15 protein-coding genes are annotated in these 19,760 nt (G+C 72.1%); 11 read left to right on the top strand and 4 right to left on the bottom strand.

From position 1 onward, the window contains the following. Positions 1 to 1,443 carry an NADP-dependent phosphogluconate dehydrogenase gene (gndA, locus tag LP52_RS18860; protein WP_040275464.1) on the bottom strand — a complete coding sequence of 481 codons (1,443 nt, stop codon included), beginning with the start codon at positions 1,441 to 1,443 and terminating at the stop codon, positions 1 to 3. A gap of 322 nt (positions 1,444 to 1,765) precedes the next feature. On the opposite strand from gndA, the gene LP52_RS18855 reads away from it, so the two are divergent. From LP52_RS18855 to LP52_RS18840, 4 genes are all read left to right on the top strand, one after another. Next, entirely contained in the window at positions 1,766 to 3,037 is a 1,272-nt protein-coding gene (locus LP52_RS18855; RefSeq protein ID WP_157036398.1) for a hypothetical protein, read from the top strand. Between the two features lie 272 nt (positions 3,038 to 3,309). Next, a complete protein-coding gene (locus LP52_RS18850; protein WP_052810023.1) occupies positions 3,310 to 4,488 on the top strand; it encodes an oxygenase MpaB family protein in 1,179 nt (392 codons plus the stop codon). A gap of 476 nt (positions 4,489 to 4,964) precedes the next feature. After that, a complete protein-coding gene (locus LP52_RS18845; RefSeq protein WP_040275463.1) occupies positions 4,965 to 5,444 on the top strand; it encodes a hypothetical protein in 480 nt (159 codons plus the stop codon). Further along, the gene (locus tag LP52_RS18840) at positions 5,444 to 5,839 is read left to right on the top strand and encodes a winged helix-turn-helix domain-containing protein (RefSeq protein WP_238580988.1); all 396 of its coding nucleotides are present in this window, start codon (positions 5,444 to 5,446) and stop codon (positions 5,837 to 5,839) included. The genes LP52_RS18845 and LP52_RS18840 overlap by 1 nt, the downstream gene beginning before the upstream one ends. A gap of 47 nt (positions 5,840 to 5,886) precedes the next feature. Here the strand turns inward: LP52_RS18840 and LP52_RS18835 are convergent, their stop codons facing one another. The 3 genes from LP52_RS18835 to LP52_RS18825 form a co-directional block, all read right to left on the bottom strand. Next, positions 5,887 to 6,906 carry a sodium:calcium antiporter gene (locus tag LP52_RS18835; RefSeq protein ID WP_040275462.1) on the bottom strand — a complete coding sequence of 340 codons (1,020 nt, stop codon included), beginning with the start codon at positions 6,904 to 6,906 and terminating at the stop codon, positions 5,887 to 5,889. Positions 6,907 to 7,379: 473 nt separating this feature from the next. Further along, complete coding sequence (locus LP52_RS18830; protein WP_040275461.1) at positions 7,380 to 10,280, bottom strand: glycoside hydrolase family 9 protein; 2,901 nt, start codon at positions 10,278 to 10,280, stop codon at positions 7,380 to 7,382. 423 nt (positions 10,281 to 10,703) lie between these two features. Continuing rightward, entirely contained in the window at positions 10,704 to 11,327 is a 624-nt protein-coding gene (locus LP52_RS18825; RefSeq protein WP_040275460.1) for a TetR/AcrR family transcriptional regulator, read from the bottom strand. A 167-nt stretch (positions 11,328 to 11,494) separates the two neighbouring features. On the opposite strand from LP52_RS18825, the gene LP52_RS18820 reads away from it, so the two are divergent. From LP52_RS18820 to LP52_RS18795, 7 genes are all read left to right on the top strand, one after another. After that, positions 11,495 to 12,397 carry an ABC transporter permease gene (locus tag LP52_RS18820; RefSeq protein WP_040275458.1) on the top strand — a complete coding sequence of 301 codons (903 nt, stop codon included), beginning with the start codon at positions 11,495 to 11,497 and terminating at the stop codon, positions 12,395 to 12,397. After that, positions 12,390 to 13,334: an ABC transporter ATP-binding protein gene (locus LP52_RS18815; protein ID WP_394298215.1), complete on the top strand. Its 945-nt coding sequence runs from the start codon at positions 12,390 to 12,392 to the stop codon at positions 13,332 to 13,334. Before LP52_RS18820 ends, LP52_RS18815 begins: the two co-directional genes overlap by 8 nt. Before the next feature lie 110 nt (positions 13,335 to 13,444). Beyond that, positions 13,445 to 14,398 (top strand): quinone oxidoreductase family protein, encoded by a 954-nt coding sequence (locus tag LP52_RS18810; protein WP_040275456.1) that lies wholly within the window; start codon positions 13,445 to 13,447, stop codon positions 14,396 to 14,398. A gap of 150 nt (positions 14,399 to 14,548) precedes the next feature. Further along, a complete protein-coding gene (locus tag LP52_RS18805; protein WP_040275454.1) occupies positions 14,549 to 15,178 on the top strand; it encodes a TetR/AcrR family transcriptional regulator in 630 nt (209 codons plus the stop codon). Between the two features lie 358 nt (positions 15,179 to 15,536). Then, the gene (locus tag LP52_RS27430) at positions 15,537 to 15,713 is read left to right on the top strand and encodes a hypothetical protein (RefSeq protein ID WP_157036397.1); all 177 of its coding nucleotides are present in this window, start codon (positions 15,537 to 15,539) and stop codon (positions 15,711 to 15,713) included. A gap of 242 nt (positions 15,714 to 15,955) precedes the next feature. After that, positions 15,956 to 18,268: a vWA domain-containing protein gene (locus tag LP52_RS18800; RefSeq protein ID WP_040275452.1), complete on the top strand. Its 2,313-nt coding sequence runs from the start codon at positions 15,956 to 15,958 to the stop codon at positions 18,266 to 18,268. Further along, positions 18,268 to 19,758: an extracellular solute-binding protein gene (locus tag LP52_RS18795; protein ID WP_040275450.1), complete on the top strand. Its 1,491-nt coding sequence runs from the start codon at positions 18,268 to 18,270 to the stop codon at positions 19,756 to 19,758. The genes LP52_RS18800 and LP52_RS18795 overlap by 1 nt, the downstream gene beginning before the upstream one ends. Positions 19,759 to 19,760: the final 2 nt, after the last annotated feature.

Below are 19,760 nucleotides of genomic sequence, written 5' to 3'. Positions count from 1 at the left end.
TCAGTCGGCGCGCTCCTCGCCGCGGTCGCCGCCCCAGCGGGTGTGGAAGACGCCTTCGCGGTCGACGCGGCGGTAGGTGTGGGCGCCGAAGAAGTCGCGCTGGGCCTGGGTGAGGGCGGCCGGGAGCCGGCCCGCGCGCAGCGTGTCGTAGTAGGACAGCGCCGCCGAGAAGCCCGGCACGGGAACCCCGTGGCGGGTGGCCGTGGCCACGACGGCACGCCAGTCGCCCTGGGCACGGCCCAGCTCCCGGGAGAAGCCCTCGTCGGCGAGCAGTGTGGTCAGGCCCGGGTCGGCGGCGTAGGCGGCGCGGACCCGGTCCAGGAAGGCCGCCCGGATGATGCACCCGCCGCGCCAGATCGCGGCGACCGCCCCCAGGTCGATGTCCCAGTCGTACTCCTGGGCGCCGGCCCGCATCATGTGCCAACCCTGGGCGTAGGAGACGAGTTTCGAGGCGTAGAGCGCCTGCTCGATCTGGTCGGCGAAGCGCCCCGCAGCGTCGCTCTCCATCGCCTCGGCCCGCGGCCCCGGCAGTCCCGAGGACGCGGCGCGCAGGACTCCGTGGCCGGACAGGGAGCGGGCGAACACGGCTTCGGCGATGCCCGAGACCGGTACTCCCAGCTCAAGGGCCGTCTGCACCGTCCAGCGGCCGGTGCCCTTCTGCTCGGCGCTGTCGGCGACCGCGTCGACGAAGGGTGCGCCGGTCTCGGCGTCGGTGTGGGTCAGCACCTGAGCGGAGATCTCCATCAGGTAGGAGTCCAGCCGCCCGCGGTTCCAGGTGCCGAACACGTCGGCGATCTGCTCGGGCGTGTAGCCGGCGACGTCGCGCAGCAGGTGGAAGGCCTCGCCGATGAGCTGCATGTCGGCGTACTCGATGCCGTTGTGCACCATCTTGACGAAGTGGCCGGCGCCGTCGGTGCCCACGTGGGTGGTGCAGGGCGCGCCGTCGGGGGCCTCGGCCGCGATGCTTTCCAGCATCGGCGCGAGCGAGGCGTAGGCCTCGGCCGAGCCTCCGGGCATGATGCTGGGGCCGCGCAGCGCCCCCTCCTCGCCGCCGGAGATTCCCGCGCCCACGAAGTGGATTCCGCGCTCGCGCAGTTCGCGCTCGCGGCGGCGGGTGTCGGCGAAGTGGGCGTTGCCGCCGTCGACGACGACGTCACCCTCCTCCAGCAGCGGGGCGAACTCGCCGATGACGGCGTCGGTGGCCTCACCGGCCTTGACCATGGTGATCAGGCGCCGCGGCCGTTTCAGTGAGGCGACCAACTCCTGCGGCGACTCGGCGGGCACGAAGGCGCCCTCGTCCCCGAAGTCCTCGACCAGGGACCGGGTCTTGGCGGGAGTGCGGTTGTGGACAGCCACGGTATTGCCGTTCCGGGCCAGATTGCGGGCGAGGTTGCTGCCCATCACGGCCAGGCCGGTGACACCGATGTCGGCTGATGTGCTCATGCTGCTGCTCCCCGGTGGAGGTCTGCGCCGGTCTCCGGCGCCCCCGGAGACCGAGCCGTCCGATGCGTGCACCGTAGGCGCTGCCCGCACGCGGGCGTGGGATGCGCGCGGTGCTCGCCCCGGATCGCCGGCGTGCCGCAGCGGGCGGGTGGGACGGCACTGTCGGCGCGCAGGAGCAGGAGCAGGAGCCATGCCGTGGATGGGTTTCACACCCGGCCCGGGATGCCGTGGGCGAGCGGATTAACCGGCAGTTTGCCGAAACTTGTGATTTGAGCTACTTTCGCCCGATTCCCCCGAAAACGTACTTAGCGAAGGAAGCGCGATGTCTTCAGGCATGGGAGGCCTTCCAAGCGACACCCGGTTCTTGCACATCGGTCCGCACAAGACCGGCACGACCGCGATCCAGGGCGCCTTCAACATGGCCCGCACCCGCTTGGCGGAGCATCGGCTGACCTACATCGGCAAGGGCCGCCAGCCTGGGAAGGCCGCTCAAGAGGCAGCGGGGCGCCCGCCCATGTTCGGCGCCGAGCACGGGAGCAGCTCCCACTGGAAGCGCATGCTCGGCGAGGTCGAGGCGACGGGCGACGAGCGGGCGATGATCAGCAGCGAGTTCTTCTGCGAGGCCGACGACGACGCGGCCCGCCGGATCGTCGCGGACCTCGGCGGTTCCCGAGTGCACCTCATCGTGACCCTGCGTCCGCTCACCAAGATCCTCTCCGCCCAGTGGCAGCAGTACGTGCAGAGCGGACTGCGGGTCGGCTACGAGGAGTGGCTGGACGCCGTATTCAACAAGCCGCCGGAGGAGCGGCCCAACCCCACCTTCTGGCGCCGCCACGACCAGGGAGAGCTCGTCGCCCGGTGGGCCGAGATCATCGGCCCGGAGAACATGACGGTGATCGCCGTCGACGACTCCGACCGGAACATGCTGCTGCGCAGCTTCGAGGAGATCACGGACCTGCCGGAAGGGTTCCTGGTCCACGACGACACCCAGGCCAACCGGTCGCTGTCCTACGGCGAGGCCGAGTTCCTGCGTAACTTCAACCTGGAGTTCCGCGACCAGGACTGGGACGAGCTGCTGTACGGGCGCTACATCCGCCGCGGTGCGGTGCGGCACATGAAGGTCGAGTACCGGCCTTCGCGCGACGAGGCCGTCATCCCCACACCGGAGTGGGCCATGGAGCGCGCCGCGAAGATCGGCGCGGAATCGGCGGGGACGATCTCCATGCTCGACACGCGGATCATGGGCGACCTCGGAGTGCTCAGCGAACTCCCCGAGAACCGGGTGGGCACGCCCGGCACCGCGGTCGTCCCTCCCGAGGCCGCGGGCCATGCCGTTTTCGGCGCCGTCGCAGCGGGACGGGACGCGGAGGCCGCCGTGAAGCAGGCCGGCGAGGCCGCGGCCGAGAAGGCCGCCCAAGCCGCCGCGAAGGAGGCGGCCGAGGCCGCCGAGAGGTTCCGGGCCCGCGACCCCGAGCGGTTGCCCAACGTGACGGCTCGGCGGTTGGCGCGCGAACTCGCCAACCGCGGTGTCCGCAAGCTCCGCCGGGTCCGCAGGCGTGTGCTGCCCCGCACCAAGGGCCGCAGCTCCGCCTGACCGGTCGGTCGGCGCCGCGTATGCGCCGACGCCGTGCCAACAGAGCGCAGCGCTTGCGCCCCGCCCCGCACCGCCCGATGACCGGCGGTGCGGGGCGTTCGCTGAGCGGTGCCCCGCACCCGGCACCGCGCGAAGAGCGGATCCCGACGGTGTGTAGTGTTCCGGCGCGGCCTTCGCATGCGCGCCGTGCAGGGCGCCGATCCCGCCCTGCACGGCGATCGCACCGCCGGGGCCGCCGCGCCGGTCATCGCAGCACGTCCAGAAGGGTCCGAATGTCCGACGAATCAGCCCGCACCCTCCCGCCACGGCTCCGCGAGCCGGAGCGGATCGCGCGGGAGCACGGCGAGTCGCGGCTCGCACTGCTGGCCGAGGGCCTGCACACCGGCGATCCGGTCGCCGACGCCGCCTTCGCCGACCTCGCCGGCGGTGGCGGGGCCGCGCGCCGCACCCTCGCGGCCGGCCTGAGCGACGGCCTCGCGTCGCTGGAGGACGTCCCGCCGGGGATCGCCCGGCTGCTGCGGGAGTCGGAGGAGGCGGTCGCCGCCGCCGACCCCGAGTTGCTGGAGCGCGGCGACGTCGCCAGCATCGCGGTCGACCCCTTCTGGAGCCGCATCGCCCTTGCGCTGGGATCGCTGGTGCACACCTACAGCGCCCCCGGTATCGCCCGGGTCCTCCTCGGCACCGGCAAGCTCACCGAGTCAGCCGGGCGGCGGCTCGCCGAGACCGCGCTGTGGCGCACCAACGCCATCCTGCCCGGCGGACTGCTGCGCGGCGCGCCGGGCTACGCCGACACGGTCCAGGTCCGCCTGCTGCACGCGCGCGTGCGCGCGGCCACGCAGCGGCGCGGCTGGGACGCCGAGCGCTGGGGCGTGCCCATCAACCAGGTCGACGCCGTCCGCACCTGGCTGGACTTCACCATCGTGCCCTTCCGGGCCCTGGAGAAGGTCGGCATCGTGCTGAGCGAGGAGGAGGAGCGCGACCTCCACCGCTACTGGCGCACCGTCGCCGCGCTGCTGGGCGTGGATCCGCGCTTCAGCGCCGACGTGGTCGACCACGCCTCGGCCGACCGGCTGCTCGCGCTGGTGGAGACCGCCAACGACAGCCCCGACGAGACGGCGAGCGCGCTGGTGCACGCCCTGCTGGATGCGCTGGCGGACGGCCCGCTGGGTCAGGTCCTGCCCCTGCAGGGCGCGTCGGTCCGGCGGCTGCTGGACGCGCTGACCCGGCTGATCCAGGGCGACGATCTCGCCGACGCGCTGGGTCTCGGCGCCGAGGACCCCGCGCCCTATGCTCCGCTGCTGGCCATGGCCAACGCCCAGGTGCGCCGCTGGGAGCGGGCCAACGAGGAGACCTGGCGGCAGGCGCTCCACGCGCACACCGAGTTCCGGCGCGGCGAGTTCGCCCACCTGCCGGGCACCGAGTACCGCGACGCGGTGGCCGAGGAGGCCTGAGACCCGTGCTGGCCGCCTCCGGCCAGCAGGGGACGGCGCTCGTCGCGGTCATCTAGCGTTGCGCTGCAAGGCCGTTCTGCCCGTTCGGGCGTAGCGGGCAGGACGCGGGGGCGCGCCGCCGGATTCCGTCCGTCCGGCGGCGCGCCCTCCACTGCCCGGCCCGTCCGCACGGGCGGCCGCGTGCAGCGGGTCCCGTCCGCTTCGGTGCCCTGAGCGCCCCTTCTCCGGAACCTCCCGCACCGCTCCGCCCCGGCGTGTGCCTCGCCGCAGGCGGAGTGTGCCTCGCGAAACGGCGGCCCCCGCGTTCCCGAAACCACTCGCAACCGCCGTCCCGCCCCGGCGCTTCCGGCGGGTGCCTGGCATTCGGGTCTTCCCGCCCCGATCGCGAGAAGGTGCCTCCCACCCGTTTTCCGTCATGGAAAGTCGTGCTACTTTCTAATATGGAAAGTGGAAGTGGTCGCGGTAAGGGGCACGTGATGGAACACGAGCAGGAGGCACGCGCCGCGCTGGACGGCGTCCGGCGCATGCAGACGTCGGTGGAGGGGGAGCTCAACCGCAACCGGCCGCGGTGGTGGATGGACATCCTCTACGCGGCGGGCTTCTACACCGTCCTGGCCAGTCTCGAACTCGGTACGTGGATATCGCCGGCGGTCGCCGGGCTGGGCTTTGCGATGCTCTTCCTCGCGGTCGGGCTGGGTATCCTGCGGGCCGCACGCGGCGGTGTGCGCGGCCCGCGCCGCGTCTGGACGCCGGCCCGCGCGGTGGGAGCGGCCGCCTGGCTGGCGGCCATGTTCGCGGTGTTCTGGGCCGTGAGAACGCTGGCCGAGGGATTCCTGCCGGAGTGGGCCGCTCCCGTGGTGGCCGCGGTTCCGGCAGCGGTGCTGTCGTGGTTCTTCGTGCACTGGTTGGGCCGGCTCGGCTTCGGTCCGGGCCGCCCTGCCGCGAGGGCCGAGTAGTGGCCGCACCGCGGTTCGACGAGCTCATCCACGCCTCCACCCGGCTGTCGATCATGGCGATGGCCTCGGCGGGGAAGGGGGTCGAGTTCCGGTTCATCCGCGACGAACTCGGCGTGAGCGACTCCGTCCTGTCCAAGCACCTGGGCGCGCTGGAAGCAGTCGGCTACATCACGGTGCACAAGGAGAGCATCGGCCGCGGCTGGCGGCGCACCCTGGTCGACATCACCGAGGAGGGCGAGGCGGCGTTCCAGGGGCACGTCGCCGCCCTGGACGCCATCATCGGCCGTACGGAGCGACACGGCCCCGAGACGGGCGGTCAGGCGCCGGGAGGCGTGCGCGGCGGCGGTTCCGAGCATGCCGGATCCGATCCCGGGACGGTGCCGCGGGAGTCGTGAGCCCGCCCGGTACCCGCCGCACGGGCCGCGGCCGCTCCGGCGGGCGGTCAGATGGACACGAGGAACACCACGCCGATGATGTAGGCGACGAAAATCGCGATGCCCTCGAACCCGATGCCGTGCTCTTGACGGCGGATCAGCCCGGCCGCCACCAGGAGGTTGAGCACGATGCCCAGCCCGATGAGCAGCACCACCTGCGGTGTCATCGCGCCGTAGATGGGGCCGCCGCGGTAGGCCACGTCGCTGGCGGAGAGGAAGAGGACGTCGAAGGCGTTGCCGCCGATGATGTCGCCCAGCGCCAGGTGCAGCGCGCGGATCCGCACCGCGTACAGCACGGTGACGAGCTCGGGCAGCGAGGTGACGACACCGGTGACCACGGCGCCGATCACACCGCCCGACATGCCGGTCTGCTCGATCAGCCCCAGCCCCGTCTCGCCGACGACGTAGCCGGTGGCCGCGACGAGCGCCGCCAGCGCCGCGAACTTCAGCCACATCGCCGCCATGGACTCGCCCGGGCGCTGGGAATCGGGGTCGGGTTCGTCGTGGCGGGTGTTGTGTGTGGGGGTCACGCGCCACATCGGCCGGGCGCCCACCCTGCGCGACATGGCCAGCCAGTACAGGTACAGGAAGACCAGCAGCGCCGACGCCGGGTGCACGTTCAGCACGCTGAATTGCGGTCCCACACCCGATACCAGGACCGTGCCGAGCATGATGGACAGGCCGATGGGCGCCAGGAGATTGGGCAGCGAGGCGGCGGCGTGCTCGAGGTTGGCCCGCCGGTAGAACAGGTCGGCCAGGGCGATGAAGGCGGTCTGCACCGCGATGCCGCCCATCGCGTTGTTCATCGCGAAGGCCGGGTCGCCGCGGGCGGCACCGAGGATGCTGGTGATCAGACCGGGCAGCGAGGTCACCGCGCCGACGAACACGATGCCGGCCACCGTCTCGCCTATACCGGTGCGATCGGCGAGCCGGTCCACCAGCCGGGTGAACGGCCCGCCCACGGCCAGCAGCACGATCGCGGCGACGGCCAGTACGAGTGCGCCGCCCCATACGGGCACGCCGCTCATGATTCCCCGCTTTCTGCCGACACCGCTTGCCGCGGCCCCCGCTACCCACCCCGGCCGTCCCGATCGCCACCCCCGTAGTGGCGGTGCTCACCCCCGGAAGCGGCCGGGGCAGACGTGGCAGGCGTCCGGCGGAGCCGGAGAGTCACCGGGTGTACGGCCGCGACGGCGGGATCCCGGCCCGCAACGGCGCGCCCCGACCAGGGGTGCTTCGAGGCGACTGCGGCAAGGCCCGCGCGGACGGCCGAGGCGCTCCGTCAAGCTCGGCCTTTCGGCCGGCCGCGCGGCCGCAAGGCTGAATTCATCGGCGGCCGACTCGAACGCGGACAGGTGTTCGGCATCGACCTCGTAGGGGAGCGGAAGGGGAGACCTCAACCGCCGAGCCGCAAGGGGACGGTCGGGCCCTTCCCGCGAAACGGCGGCCGGCCACCGCACGTGCACGGTGGCCGGCCGGTCTCAACGGGGAGCGTCGCGCGTCAGGCGCAGGTCTGGCCGTTGACGGTGAACTCCTCGGGGGCGGGGTTGCCGTCCTGGGCGGTGCCGTTGAACCCGGCGCTGACCGAGGACCCCGGCGCGAGGTCGGAGTTCCACGACAGTCCCGAGGCCGTCACGGCGCTGCCGTCCTGGGACCATTCGGCGTTCCACCCGTGGGTGATCTCCTGGCCCGCACCGAACTCGAAGCCCAGCTCCCAGTCGCGGATCGGGGTGTCGCCGGTGTTGACGACGGACACCGAGGCGGTGAACCCGCCGTTCCAGTCGTTGGTGCTGTAGTCGACCTCGCAGGCCGCCTCACCGCCGGTGCCGCCGGCCTCGGTCGTGAAGGCGGCGTTCGGGCCGGGTTCGGACCGGTTGCCCGCGCCGTCGCGTGCGACGACGTGGACGGTGTACTCGGTTTCGGACTCCAGGCCGGTCAGGGTGAAGGAGGGGCCGCTCGCGGAGCCGACCTTCTGGGCGCCGTCGCCGGTACCCGCATAGACGTCGTATCCCTCGACGCCGCTGCCGCCCTCGTCGGTGGAGGCCTCCCAGGTGAGCTCGGCCTGCGACGACGTGACTCCCGAGACCTGGGGCTTGCCCGGTGCCGTGGGAGCCGTCTCGTCCTCGGCCGGCGGGTCGCCCTCGCCGGTCTGGTCGGCGATGAACGAGGACACGATCGCCAGCGGCGCGTTCCAGTTGACGGTCAGTTCGTTGGTCGCCCAGGACTCGATGTCGTCGATGTAGCAGAACTGGGGAGCGCAGCCCTCCAGCTTGTCCTGTGCGACCGGGTCCCAGGTGCTGGTCTGGGAGTTGGGACCGCCCGAAACCGTGCCCTCGGGCGGGTTGGGCAGATCGGCGTCGAGCTGGTTGGCGTACCAGCGGCTGTGCTGGTTCTTGGAGAACTGCTCGCCGTAGCCGGTGACGTAGGACTGGCCCAGGGCGTTGCGGCCCAGGATGTAGTCCATGCCCTCCAGCACGCCGTCGCGGTAGGCGCCGTCGCCGGTGAGGTCGTAGGCCGCGGTCATGACCACCATGTTGTTCAGCACCTGGCTGTTGGAGCCCCAGACGAACACGTTGTCCGGGGGAGCGTAAGGCAGCCCGAAGGCGTGGTTCCGCAACGTGTCCAGGTACTCGTCGGCGCCGGCCACCACCGAGTCGACGACCCTGTCGCGGTCGTCGAGCTTGTTGGGGACCAGTGCCAGGTTCATGCGGCCCAGCGGGGCCACGGCGCCCCAGGCGAGCCCGCCGGCGGTGAAGACGTCCTCGGTGTGCAGCTCGTGGTCGAGCACGGCGTCTTCGTAGGACTGCTCGCCGGTGGTGATGAACAGTTCGGCCGCGGCCCAGTAGAACTCGTCGGAGACGTCGTCGTCGCTGTAGGCGCCGCCGCCCACGCCGTTCTCGGGATCGGCCAGGACGTCCGGGTTCTCCTGGGCGGCCTGCCACGCCTTCTCGGCCGTCTCAAGGCACCGGTCGGCGAATTCGGAGTCGTAGGACTCGAACACGCGGGCGCACTGTGCGCCGGTCGCGGCGAGGTTGAGCGTGGCCGCGGTGGAGGGCGGCTGCAGGTAGCGCGGCTGAGGGTCGTCGGCCGGCATCAGCGGAAGGCCGGTCCACTCCTCGTCGTGCATCTTGTGGTGCGCCATGCCCGCGAGCTCCTCGCCCTCGGGCACCTGCATCTTCATCAGGAAGTCCATCTCCCAGCGCGCCTCGTCCAGCACGTCGGGGACGTCGTTGCCCTGCTCGGGAACGGGCAGCGTGCCGTCGCCGAGCCGGTCGGGGCTGGCGCTGTCGGCGTAGGTGGTGCGCTCCCAGACACTCATGACCTGGGAGGCGGAGATGCCGCCGTTGACGACGTACTTGCCGTGGTCGCCGGCGTCGTACCAGCCGCCGGAGACGTCGAGCTCGTAGTCGCAGCCCGAGTCGGGTGCGCACGGCACGCTGAGGTCGCCCTGGTTGGGCTCCACGCCGACGTGGCCGGCCGCGCGGCCGTATCCGGGCATCAGGGAGTCGTCGATCTCGATGCCGCTGCGCTGGGGGTAGTACAGCGACAGCGAGTCGGTGCGCAGGTCCTTGTAGGCGCTGCCGGAGATGTCGAAGGGGTGGCTGACGTCGTCGCCGACGGCGAGCGTGTAGCCGCTGCCCTTCTCGGTGTAGTCGCTGAAGTCGATGCTGTGGACGTTCTGCCCCGAGCTCTGCTCGGTGCCCTGCGGCGACGTCTGCCCCTCCGCGACCGCCGCGCCGTCGGCGTCGCGCAGTGTCCAGGGCTGGGCCGAGGTGGCGTCGGTGACCAGCGTGGCGTTCTTGGGGCCGTCGGGCAGGTAGCCGACCTGGTTCACCTTGACCGGAGGACCGGTGTCGGGCTCGTAGACGGGCGGCTCGGCGCCGTCCTGCAGCGACACGTCGTCCAGGCAGAACGTCCAGGCTTCGGCCTCCCCGCCGAGCTGGAAGACCAGCTGGGCGTCGTCCAGCGTGGCGTCTGCGGTGAACGTGTGGCTGAAGGTCTGGGTCTCGGAGGTCAGGGCGGGATTCGCCGTCAGGAACGCGGTGTAGGGCTCCGTGGGCTCCTGGATCAGCGCACGGACCGTCGTGCCTTCGCTTGCGCTCGCGGTGAAGGTGAACTCGTAGGACTCGCCCGAGGTGAGGGCGATGCCGTCCTGGCCGACGATCGCGTCCCAGGCGTTGGCGGTGCCGCCTTCGACGTCGGCGCACAGCCGGCCGTCGGCGACCTCGGCGGGGGCGTTCTCGGTGTTCCACCAGCCGGTGGTGCCGTTGTCGAAGCCGCCGTTGGTCACCAGCTCGGCGGCGTGGGCGCCGGGCGCGCCGGCCAGCATCGACAGTGCGATCGCGGAGGCGGCTGTGACCGCCCCCGCAGCGAACCTGCTGCGTGATGAGGATGGGCTCATGGGAGTCCTCACGTTGGGGGATGGGCTCGGGGAGAGGACGGGGACGGGGATGGGGGATGGTGTCCGGATGCGGGTAATCGATATCTGGGAGCGCTCCCAGTCTGTAGCGGAATCGTGGCAGTGCGGATTCCCCTGTGTCAATGGACACATTTCGTCGGGAGCCGCTCCTGTGGCGGGTGTCCAGGGGCGGCACCGACATGAGCGATCGACACGGGCGCTGCGCCGGAAACCGCCTGGATCGCAGGTGTGGCTCGGCGTCGAGACGGCCGCCGCCGGCGCACCGCGGCGCGCACCCGCCTGACGCGGGTCCGGGAGCGCGGGCGGGAAACGGCGCCGTGCACGGAAGCGTCCGCCGTCCCGACGAATCGGGGCGGCGGCCCTGCCGTGTCCGGGGCGCCGGGAGGCTCAGCAGACCGGGCGCTCTTACGGCGTGTGGGCACCGATCAGGGCGGCGGTGGCGCCCTCGGCGAGGTGGTCGAGGTAGTCGTCGGACACCGGGCTGCGGGTCACGGCGACGCGCCAATACAGCGGACCGAAAACCATGTCCAGGGCAAGCTCGACGTCGGTGTCGGGCGGCAGGTCGCCGCGCTCCACCGCGTTTTTGATCATCACCGCGCTGAGTCCCTGCTGGGTCTCGCGCAGGGCGTTCTCCAGAGTTTCGGCTATGTCGGGGTTGCGAGCCGCTTCGGCCAGAAGGTCGGGTACGATCTGCGAAGCCAGAGGGTGGCGCATCGCCTGTGCACCCGCGTCGAGCAGCTCGCGTATATCGCCGCTCAGCGTGCCGGTGTCGGGCACCGGCATCACCTTCACTGCGGCCGCCGAGACCACCTCGACGACCATTTGCAGCTTCGAAGTCCAGCGGCGGTAGATCGCCGTTTTGCCGACGCCCGCCCGTCTGGCCACGGCCTCGATGGACAGGCGCCCGTAGCCGTGCTTGGCCAGTTCCGTGAACACGGCCGCCTGGATCGCCAGCGTGACATCCTTCTGCAGAACTGCGGCTCCCGCGGGCGCTCGGCGCTCTCGCCGGGGTTTCTCTGCATCGGACACACGGCCATCCTAACGCAGGACGAAACGGTTGCGTTCTGTCCTGGTTCGATTTACGCTATCGGGGCGACGAAACGGTTTCGTTCCGACGTGATTTCGCAGGTGAGCGCCGGGGCGAGGGCGCGCAGCCATCCTTCAGTCCTACAGAGCAACCCGAAGTGAGCAGACGCGTGGCACTAGACGGAGTCACCAGGGATCGGCCGGATCCCCACGCCGCGGAACTGGCGTCCAAATACGGACTGTCGGTCACCGGCGCGCGGCCGGGCATGATCGAGTACATCCGCCGGCTGTGGCAGCACCGGTACTTCATCGGCGAGTTCTCCAGGGCGCGCTCGTCCACCAAGTACACGCGCGCCCGGCTCGGCGGATTCTGGTTCGTCCTCACCCCCTTGATGAACGCGGCCGTCTACTACGTGATCTTCGGCCTGCTGCTCGGTACGAGCCGCGGCGTGGAGGACTTCATCTCCTTCCTGGTGACCGGGGTCTTCGTCTTCACCTTCACCCGCGACACGGTGACCAGCGGCGTGAAGTCCATCTCGGGCGAGCGCGGGCTGATCCGCGCACTGCACTTCCCCCGCGCGGTGCTTCCCCTCACCCAGGTCAGCATGAAGTCGCGCCAGGTCGTGATCTCCATGGTGGTGCTGATGGTGATCGTCATCGCGCGGCAGAACTATCCCGACTGGAGTTGGCTGCTGATCGTGCCCATCCTGGCGCTTCAGCTGATGTTCAACACCGGGCTTGCGTTCTGGGCCGCCCGACTGGGCAGTAAGTCAACCGACGCCGCGCAGTGGCTGCCGTTCGTACTGCGCGCCTGGATGTACGGTTCGGGCGTGCTGTACATGGTGGAGCAGCGCGCCGCCAACGCGCCCACATGGGCGCTGACAGTGCTCGACGTGCAGCCCGCCGCCGTCTACATCGACCTCATGCGATACGCGCTGATGAGTCCCGAGAACTTCGGTACCCAGTACCTGCCCGCGCACGTCTGGCTGATCGCCCTGGGTTGGGCGCTGCTCGCGCTGGTCGCGGGGTTCGTCTACTTCTACCGGGCGGAAGAGGAGTACGGCCGTGACTGACGTGTCCGAACAGGCCGAACAGACCGACCAGGCTGCACGGGCCGAGCAGGGCGGCCGGAACGGGCAGGCCGAGGCGAAACAGGACCAGCCGCCCACCGTCATCGTGGACAATCTGCACATCGTCTACCGGCTGCGCGGCGGCGGCCCCGGCAAGGCCAAGGGCGCCAAAGGCAAGGCCGCGCTGCGCGAACAGGCCCTCGCGGCCAAGGAGCAGCAGGACCAGGAGCCGCAGCAGGACCGCGGAGGGCGCGCCTCCCGGGCGGTGCGGCGCCTGACCGGCAGGTCGGAGCAGGCGAAGAAGGGCGGCCGCAAGGTGCACGCCATCAGGGGCGTGAGCTTCACCGCCTACCGGGGCGAGGCCATCGGCGTGATCGGCTCCAACGGCTCCGGGAAGTCCACGATCCTGCGCGCCATCGCCGGGCTCATGCCGCCTGAGGCCGGCCGCGTCTACACCGAGGGCCAGCCCTCGCTGCTGGGCGTCAACGCGGCGCTGATGAACGACCTCAGCGGCGAGCGCAACGTCATCCTCGGCTGCCTGGCGATGGGCATGACGCCGCAGGAGGCCTACGCCAAGCGCGAGGAGATCATCCGGTTCTCGGGCATCAACGAGAAGGGCGACTTCAGCTCGCTGCCGATGCGCGCCTACTCCTCGGGCATGGCCGCCCGGCTGCGCTTCGCGATCGCTTCGGCCAAGAACCACGACGTGCTGATGATCGACGAGGCGCTGGCCACCGGCGACCGCAAGTTCCGCAGGCGCTCCGAGGAGCGCATCCGCGAACTGCGGGGCGAGGCGGGCACCGTCTTCCTGGTCAGCCACAGCAACAAGTCCATTCGCGACACCTGCGACCGGGTGCTGTGGCTGGAGACCGGCAGCCTGGTCATGGACGGGCCCACCGAAGAGGTGCTGGAGGCCTACGAGGAGTTCATGAACGGCTGATGCGGCCCCCTGGGCCGCGGGTCGCGTACGCGCCGGAAGCGGCCCCACGGCGTGGGCGGTGTGTTCCTGATCGCCGTATCCGGCGCGGTCACGGCGGGTAGGGACGGCGTATGCGTGTCATTGGAGTATCAGATTTCGGCGGTCCCGAGGCGCTGCGGGAGTTCGACGTCGACGAGCGCCATGCGGGCCCCGGCGAGGTGCGCATCCGCGTGCGCGCGGCAGCGGTGAACCCGACCGACACCGTCGCCCGCACCGGTGTCTACGCCTCGCGCCGCGGCGACACCGGATCGCCGCAGGTGCCGGGGATGGACGCCGCCGGCGACATCGACGAGATCGGGCCGGGCGGGAGCACGGTCGGCGACTTCGCGGTCGGGGACGCGGTCATGGCGAGCGTCGTGCCCACCGGGGCGCACGGCGCCTACAGCGAGCACCTGGTGGTCCCGGCGGAATCGGTCGCCCGAATCCCGGCGGGGGCCGGCTACGCGGCCGCCTCGACGCTGCCGATGAACGGGCTCACCGCCCGCCTGGCCCTGGACCGGACGGCGCTGGAACCCGGCGCGGCGCTGGCCGTGACCGGTGCCGCGGGCGCGTTCGGCGGCTACGTCGTCGAACTGGCCAAGGCCGAAGGGCTGCGGGTGATCGCCGACGCCGCCGAGAAGGACGAGCAGCTGGTCCGCGACCTGGGCGCGGACGTGGTGGTGCGGCGCGGGGACGACGTCGCCGCGCGCATCCTGGAGGCGGAGCCGGGCGGCGTTGACGCCGTCGCCGACGGGGCGGTGCACGACGATCTGGTCAGCCCGGCCGTTCGCGACGGCGGCCGGATGGCCACCGTGCGCGGCTTCAAGGGCGACGAGCAGGCGCTGCAGCGCGGCGTGGTGTTCCATCCGGTCCTCGTCGTGGACTACCACCGCGAGCAGGCCAAGCTCGACGGGCTGCGAAAGCAGGCCGAGGACGGCGTACTGAGCCTGCGCGTCGCGCGGACCTTCCCCGCCGACCAGGCAGCCGAGGCCCACCGCCTCCTGGAGGCCGGCGGAGTCCGGGGACGGCTCGTCCTGGAGTTCTGAGCGAACGCACGCGAAAGCGGCGTCCGGGCCCTCCCACGCGGCGGGGCCCGGACGCGTCACCGCTCGAAGGGCCGGAGCGCCCGGCCTCGCTCGCCCGAGGTCCTTGCAGCCGTGTTCCCGCTGGCTGCGGCGGTGTGGGATTCTAGGCCCATGCCACGCCCTTCGCCGACCAGCGAGGCGCCGCGCCGCGGGCGGCCCGGGTACGACCAGGAGACGGTGCTGCGGTGCGCCATCGACCTCTTCAACCGCCGCGGCTACGACGGCACCAGCGTCGGCGACCTCGCCCGTGAGCTGGGGTTGACCAAGTCGGCCATCTACCACCACTTCCCGAGCAAGTCCTGCCTGCTGCAAGCCGCGCTGAGCGAGGCCCTGGACGCGCTGACCGAGGTCATCGACACGGCGGTGGCCAGCGAGAACGGAGCACGGGAGAGCGCCTACGAACGCCTGGAGTCGGCGGTGCGCCAGTCGGTGGAGGTCCTGGTCGGCCACCTCTCGGCGGTGACGCTGCTGCTGCGCGTGCACGGCAACAGCGATGTCGAACTGGACGCCCTGCGCCGCCGCCGCGCCATCGACGCCAAACTCGCCGATCTCGTCCGCGCCGCGGCCGATGAGGGCTCGCTGCGCGCCGACATCCCGCCGGAGCTGACCAGCCGCCTGCTGTTCGGGATGGTCAACTCCCTGGTCGAGTGGTATCGCCCGGAAGGCAGGTACGACGCCGTCGCGATCGCCGACGCGGTCACCCGCCTGGCCTTCGAGGGCCTGGCCCTGCGCGGACGGTAGGCGGGGCGCGAGGCTCGGCCACCGTCCGGCTCGGTCGCCGCGGGCGAGCAGTTCCGCAGCAGCGCGTATGAACGCCACGGCGCCTCTGCTCACGCCTGGCCTCGATCGTCGCTGTTCCACGCGATCCGCTTCTGCGCGGAAGCGCCGTCCCGCTGTCCGGGACTGCACCGTTCTGTGGATTTCGCGCGCATGTGTCGATAGGATGCAAATTCATGAGCATATGCACGTGCATATGCGCGTGCGGAACCAGTGGAGGGCAGCGTATGCAGCCGGTCCGGTCCGGTCCGGTTCGCGTCGGGCCGGCGCGGCGAACCCTCCCGCGCCTCCGCGCGGATCCGAGCCCGAAAGGAAACCGAGTATGTCCGACACGCGGTCGCAGGCTCCTGCGCACTCGCCGTTCGACCAGCCCGTCCCGCCCGCGCGCATCGCACCCGTGCTGCTGGCGGGCGGTGCGGCCGCCGCCCTCCTCGTGCTCGCGCTGGTCCTGCGCTGCAACGGGCGCCGCGCACCTCGGGGCCGCCACCGCCGTTCGTAGCCCACCGCCCGCTGCCCGCCGCCGTCTCCGTGTCCGGCATGCGCGGGCGCCGAACGGGCGGGTGGGCCGGTACGGGGTCGGATCCCTTCCGGCCGGTACCGGCCATTCGACTACTCAGGCATCGCGAATATGTGCCCTCCACCCCGTATATTGCGGTCCACACCACTCTTCCGCGGTGTCCGGGATCCGGATGGTGATCGTGATCGGTGGACGCCGCGGGTGGCGGTCAGGAGGGCCGAGCCATGCCGGAGCGTCCCCAGCAGGGCGGGCAGAGCCTGCTGGACGCACTGGCGGCACTCCTGCGGCTGGTCTTCCTGGCGATCCACGAAGTCGTCGCCTTCGTTCTGCTGCTCCTGGGCGGCGGACTGCTGGACCTGGTGGCCGATGATCCGGTCGCGGGGCTCGGCGGCTACGGGGAGCTCCTGGTGCACGTGTGCTCCGGGATCCTCCTGGTGTGGATGCTGGCGGGGCTGTGGGCCTGGGCCCTGAGCGGCGATCCGGAGCAGCGCCCGGCCGCCGCACCGGCCGAGGGCCCCGCCCGGCGTCTGCGCGACCGGTTCCCGTTCACCCGCGCGACGAGCCGGTCGTCGCCCCGGCGGCGGGTGCTTCGCTACGTCCTCGCCCCCACGCTCGCCGTCGTCCTGCTCCTCGCGGTCGCGGCCTGGCCGCTCGGCGGCTCCTGCGACCCGCCCGCCGAACTCGTCGTCGCCACCACCCCCGACGGCGAGCCCGCGGTGGAGGGCGCCGCCGCCGCCTTCGCCCAACGGCGCGCCGAAGGCGGCGAGGACGGCGAGCGCTGCCGCAGCGTCCGCATAACCGTCTACGCCGTCGCCGACGGCCAGCGGATGCGCGACGCGCTGCTGGGCGCGTGGGACCCGGGCCTGGGGCCGCTCCCGCACGTGTGGATCCCCGGCTCCACGGCCGAGGCGATGCTGGTCGAGCGCGCCCTCGACCGGCAGGGCGAGGAACCCGCACCCGGGTTCTCTGCCGGGGCCGACACGGACGGCGCAACCGGTACGCCAGGCCAGGAGGCCGGCGGGCAGGAGGCCGCCGGCCCCTCCCGGCGCCCGATCGCACAGGTCGCCGACATCGAGATAGGGGAGTGGACCCGCCTCACCCCGCTCGTGCTCGCGCTGCCGACCGGCGTTGCCCAGCGCCTTACCGGGGGCGACGCCGACGACGTGGAGATGGACCGTCCCTACGCCCGACTGCGCGCGGAGTTCGGGCGCGGCGGCATCCGGGTGATCCGTACCGATCCGCGCGACTCCATCGCCTCGATGCTGCACACCGCGTTCCTCTACCACAGCCGCGGCGCCATCACCCGCAACGGCGACATCGCCGACGAGCAGCGCGCGGCCGAGGTCGAGGCGGAGTTGGAGTTGGGCACCGCGGCCGACAGCGAGCACGACCTCGTCTGCCAGGTCGCGCGCGACGCCGACGGCGACGTCCCCTCCGCGGCGCTGACCACCGAAGCCGCCGTCTACGAGACGTTCGTGGCCGGACGCTGGCGCACCGCCTGCCCCGGCGAGGACGAGGCCCGCGAGGAGGTCGCCGCGATCTATTCACCGGACCTGCCGGTGCTCGACCACCCGTTCGTGCGGGTTTCGGGCGTGAGCGTCACCGAGGAGGGCGGCCCGCCCGCGCCGGTCACCGAGTCCGCCGCGGTCGTCCGCGAAGTCGAGCGCTTCGAGCGCTTCCTGTCCTCGCTGCGCGAATCCCCGCCGACCGCCTTCTCCGCCTCCTTCAGCAACGACGACACCGGCGCGACCTCCACCGGCGTCTATGAGGGCTACCGCGACGAGCAGGGCAACGGCCGCGTCGCCGCACGGGTGGAGGGCGCGCCCCAGACCATCCCCAACGAGCGGGGCGAGCCGCACACCTGGAGCGACCGGGCCGCGGCCGTGGAGTCCCTCTACACCGAGACGCAGGGCGGTACCCTCCTGCTCGCCCTCGACACCTCCTCCTCGATGGACATCCCGCACCGCAAATTCGCCACCGCGGTGGAGGAGGCCGCCGAGCTGGCCGAAGCCGCGGGCGCCAAGGACGCACTGGGGCTGTGGGCGTTCCCGCGCAATTCGGGCCCCTCGGCCACGGACTCCACCGCCGTCGTGCCGCTGGAGACGCGGGGCGCGGACGGCGACCGGTTCGCCGACGCGCTGGCCGGTCTCGCGCCGACCAGGGAGTCCACTCCCCTGCGGGACGTCGTCGCCGACGGGGCCGACGCCCTTGAACGGTGGTCCCAGGACGTCTCAGCGGCGCCGGGCGGAGGGAAGCGCCCGGCCCCCGTGCTCGTCGTGGTCACCGACGGGGTGGGCGAGCCGGAGCAGGGCGGGCTGGGCGTACAGGCGCTGCAGCGCCGCCTCGACGACACCGACGTGCGGGTGCGCGTGCTGGCCGTCGGCGACGAGACGCGGCGCTGGGGCCGTTCAAACCCGTGCGAGGTTGGCGGCATCCCCGAGCTGACCGGGCACGAGCACGTCGAATGCGTGCCCGCCGAGCCGGACAGGCCCGGCGAGGCGGCGGTGGGCCTGCTGGACGAAGCGCGGAGGGTGTGATGGCGGCGCGATCGCACGCGGCAGGCGGCGGGCCGGGCGGCCGAACCGACGGCCGCCGTGCGGAGCGCGCCGCCTGGCCGCTGCGCTGGCTCTTCCTGCGCCGCCGCCGGGAGCGCGCGGCGGTGGCGGCCGGGATCACCACCGCGCTCGCACTGGCCGCGGCGCTCCTGGCCGCCGACGGCCCGGGCGCCGGCGGCGAGCCGGGCGCCATAACCCTGGTCACCGGGGAGGACGTCACGGGCGCAGGGCTGTATCAGCAGCTCGTCGACGAGTGGAACGCCGACCGCGCGGACGGCGAGGTGCGCGCCGAGCTCATCGAGATCTCCGGCGGCGCCGACCTGGTCCGCGCGGAGCTGCTGCGCTGGACCCAGGCCGAGGGGTTCTCCTACGACATCCTCAACATCGACAACCAGTGGACGGCCGAGTTCGCCCGCAACGGCTGGATCGAACCGCTGCCCGAGGACGTAGGCGCATCCGGCGTGCTGGAGCCCTCCGTGGAGGCGGTCACCTACCGGGACACGGTCTGGGCCAGGCCCTTCATCGCCGATGTCGGACTGCTGTACTACCGCGCCGACCTGATGGGGGAAGACGACCTGGTCGGCGGCTGGGCCGACGCGCTGGAAATGCTGCGCGAGACCGCCGAGGCCGAGGGCGTCGACTACGGCTACAGCGGCCAGTTCGCGCCCTACGAAGGGCTCACCGTCAACACGCTGGAGTTCACCTACGGCATGCGCGGAAGCGGAGGAGACAGCGAACCGCCGGTCGCGTTCGCCGCCGATTCCGGCCGCGCCGCCGTGGACGTGATGGCCCGGGCGCTGGCCGACGGCACTGTGCACCCGGGTGTGCTGGCCGACGACGCCACCGAGTACGACAGCTTCCGGCAGTTCGTCGACGGCGAGGTCGTGGCCATGCGCAACTGGCCGGGCTGGTACGACCAGCTGGCGCGGGACCCCGCCGTCGAACCGGCGGCCGGCGGCGGGGAGCAGCCCCCGCAAGAGGCGGGCGAGTCGGACGGCGGCGGCGACGCCATCGAGTTCGGCGTCGCGCCGCTGCCCAGCGAGAGCGTGCTGGGCGGCCAGAGCCTGGCGGTCAGCAGCGCCTCCCGGCACCCGGACGCCGCCTGGGACCTGATCTCCTACCTCACGGACCCCGCCCAGCAGCGCCGCCTCCTCTACTGCGGCGGCTACCCGCCGGTGCTGGCCGACGCCTACACCGGCCCGATCGAGGGGGAGTGCCCCGAGCCTCTGGCACCCGAGGAGGCCCCCGCCGAAGCCACGGTGGAGAGCCGCCGCGGCGAGGAGTACTCCCGGCTCCTCCTCGCCGAGGTCGGCAACGCTCACCACCGCCCCACCAGCCCCTACTACGCCCGCTACAGCCACGTCCTGCACAGCGAGCTGAACAGGTTGTTCCGCCAGTCGCAGGAAGAACTCGCCGACGAGGACCTGAAGACCCTCGACAACAACCTCAAAGAGGCCCTCCAGGGCCACTGACC

This window comes from Streptomonospora alba, assembly GCF_000826685.1.
GTDB classification, from domain to species: Bacteria; Actinomycetota; Actinomycetes; order Streptosporangiales; family Streptosporangiaceae; genus Streptomonospora; species Streptomonospora alba.
The sequence above is the reverse complement of the archived record's forward strand: the minus strand, read 5'-3'. Positions and strand labels throughout refer to the sequence as shown.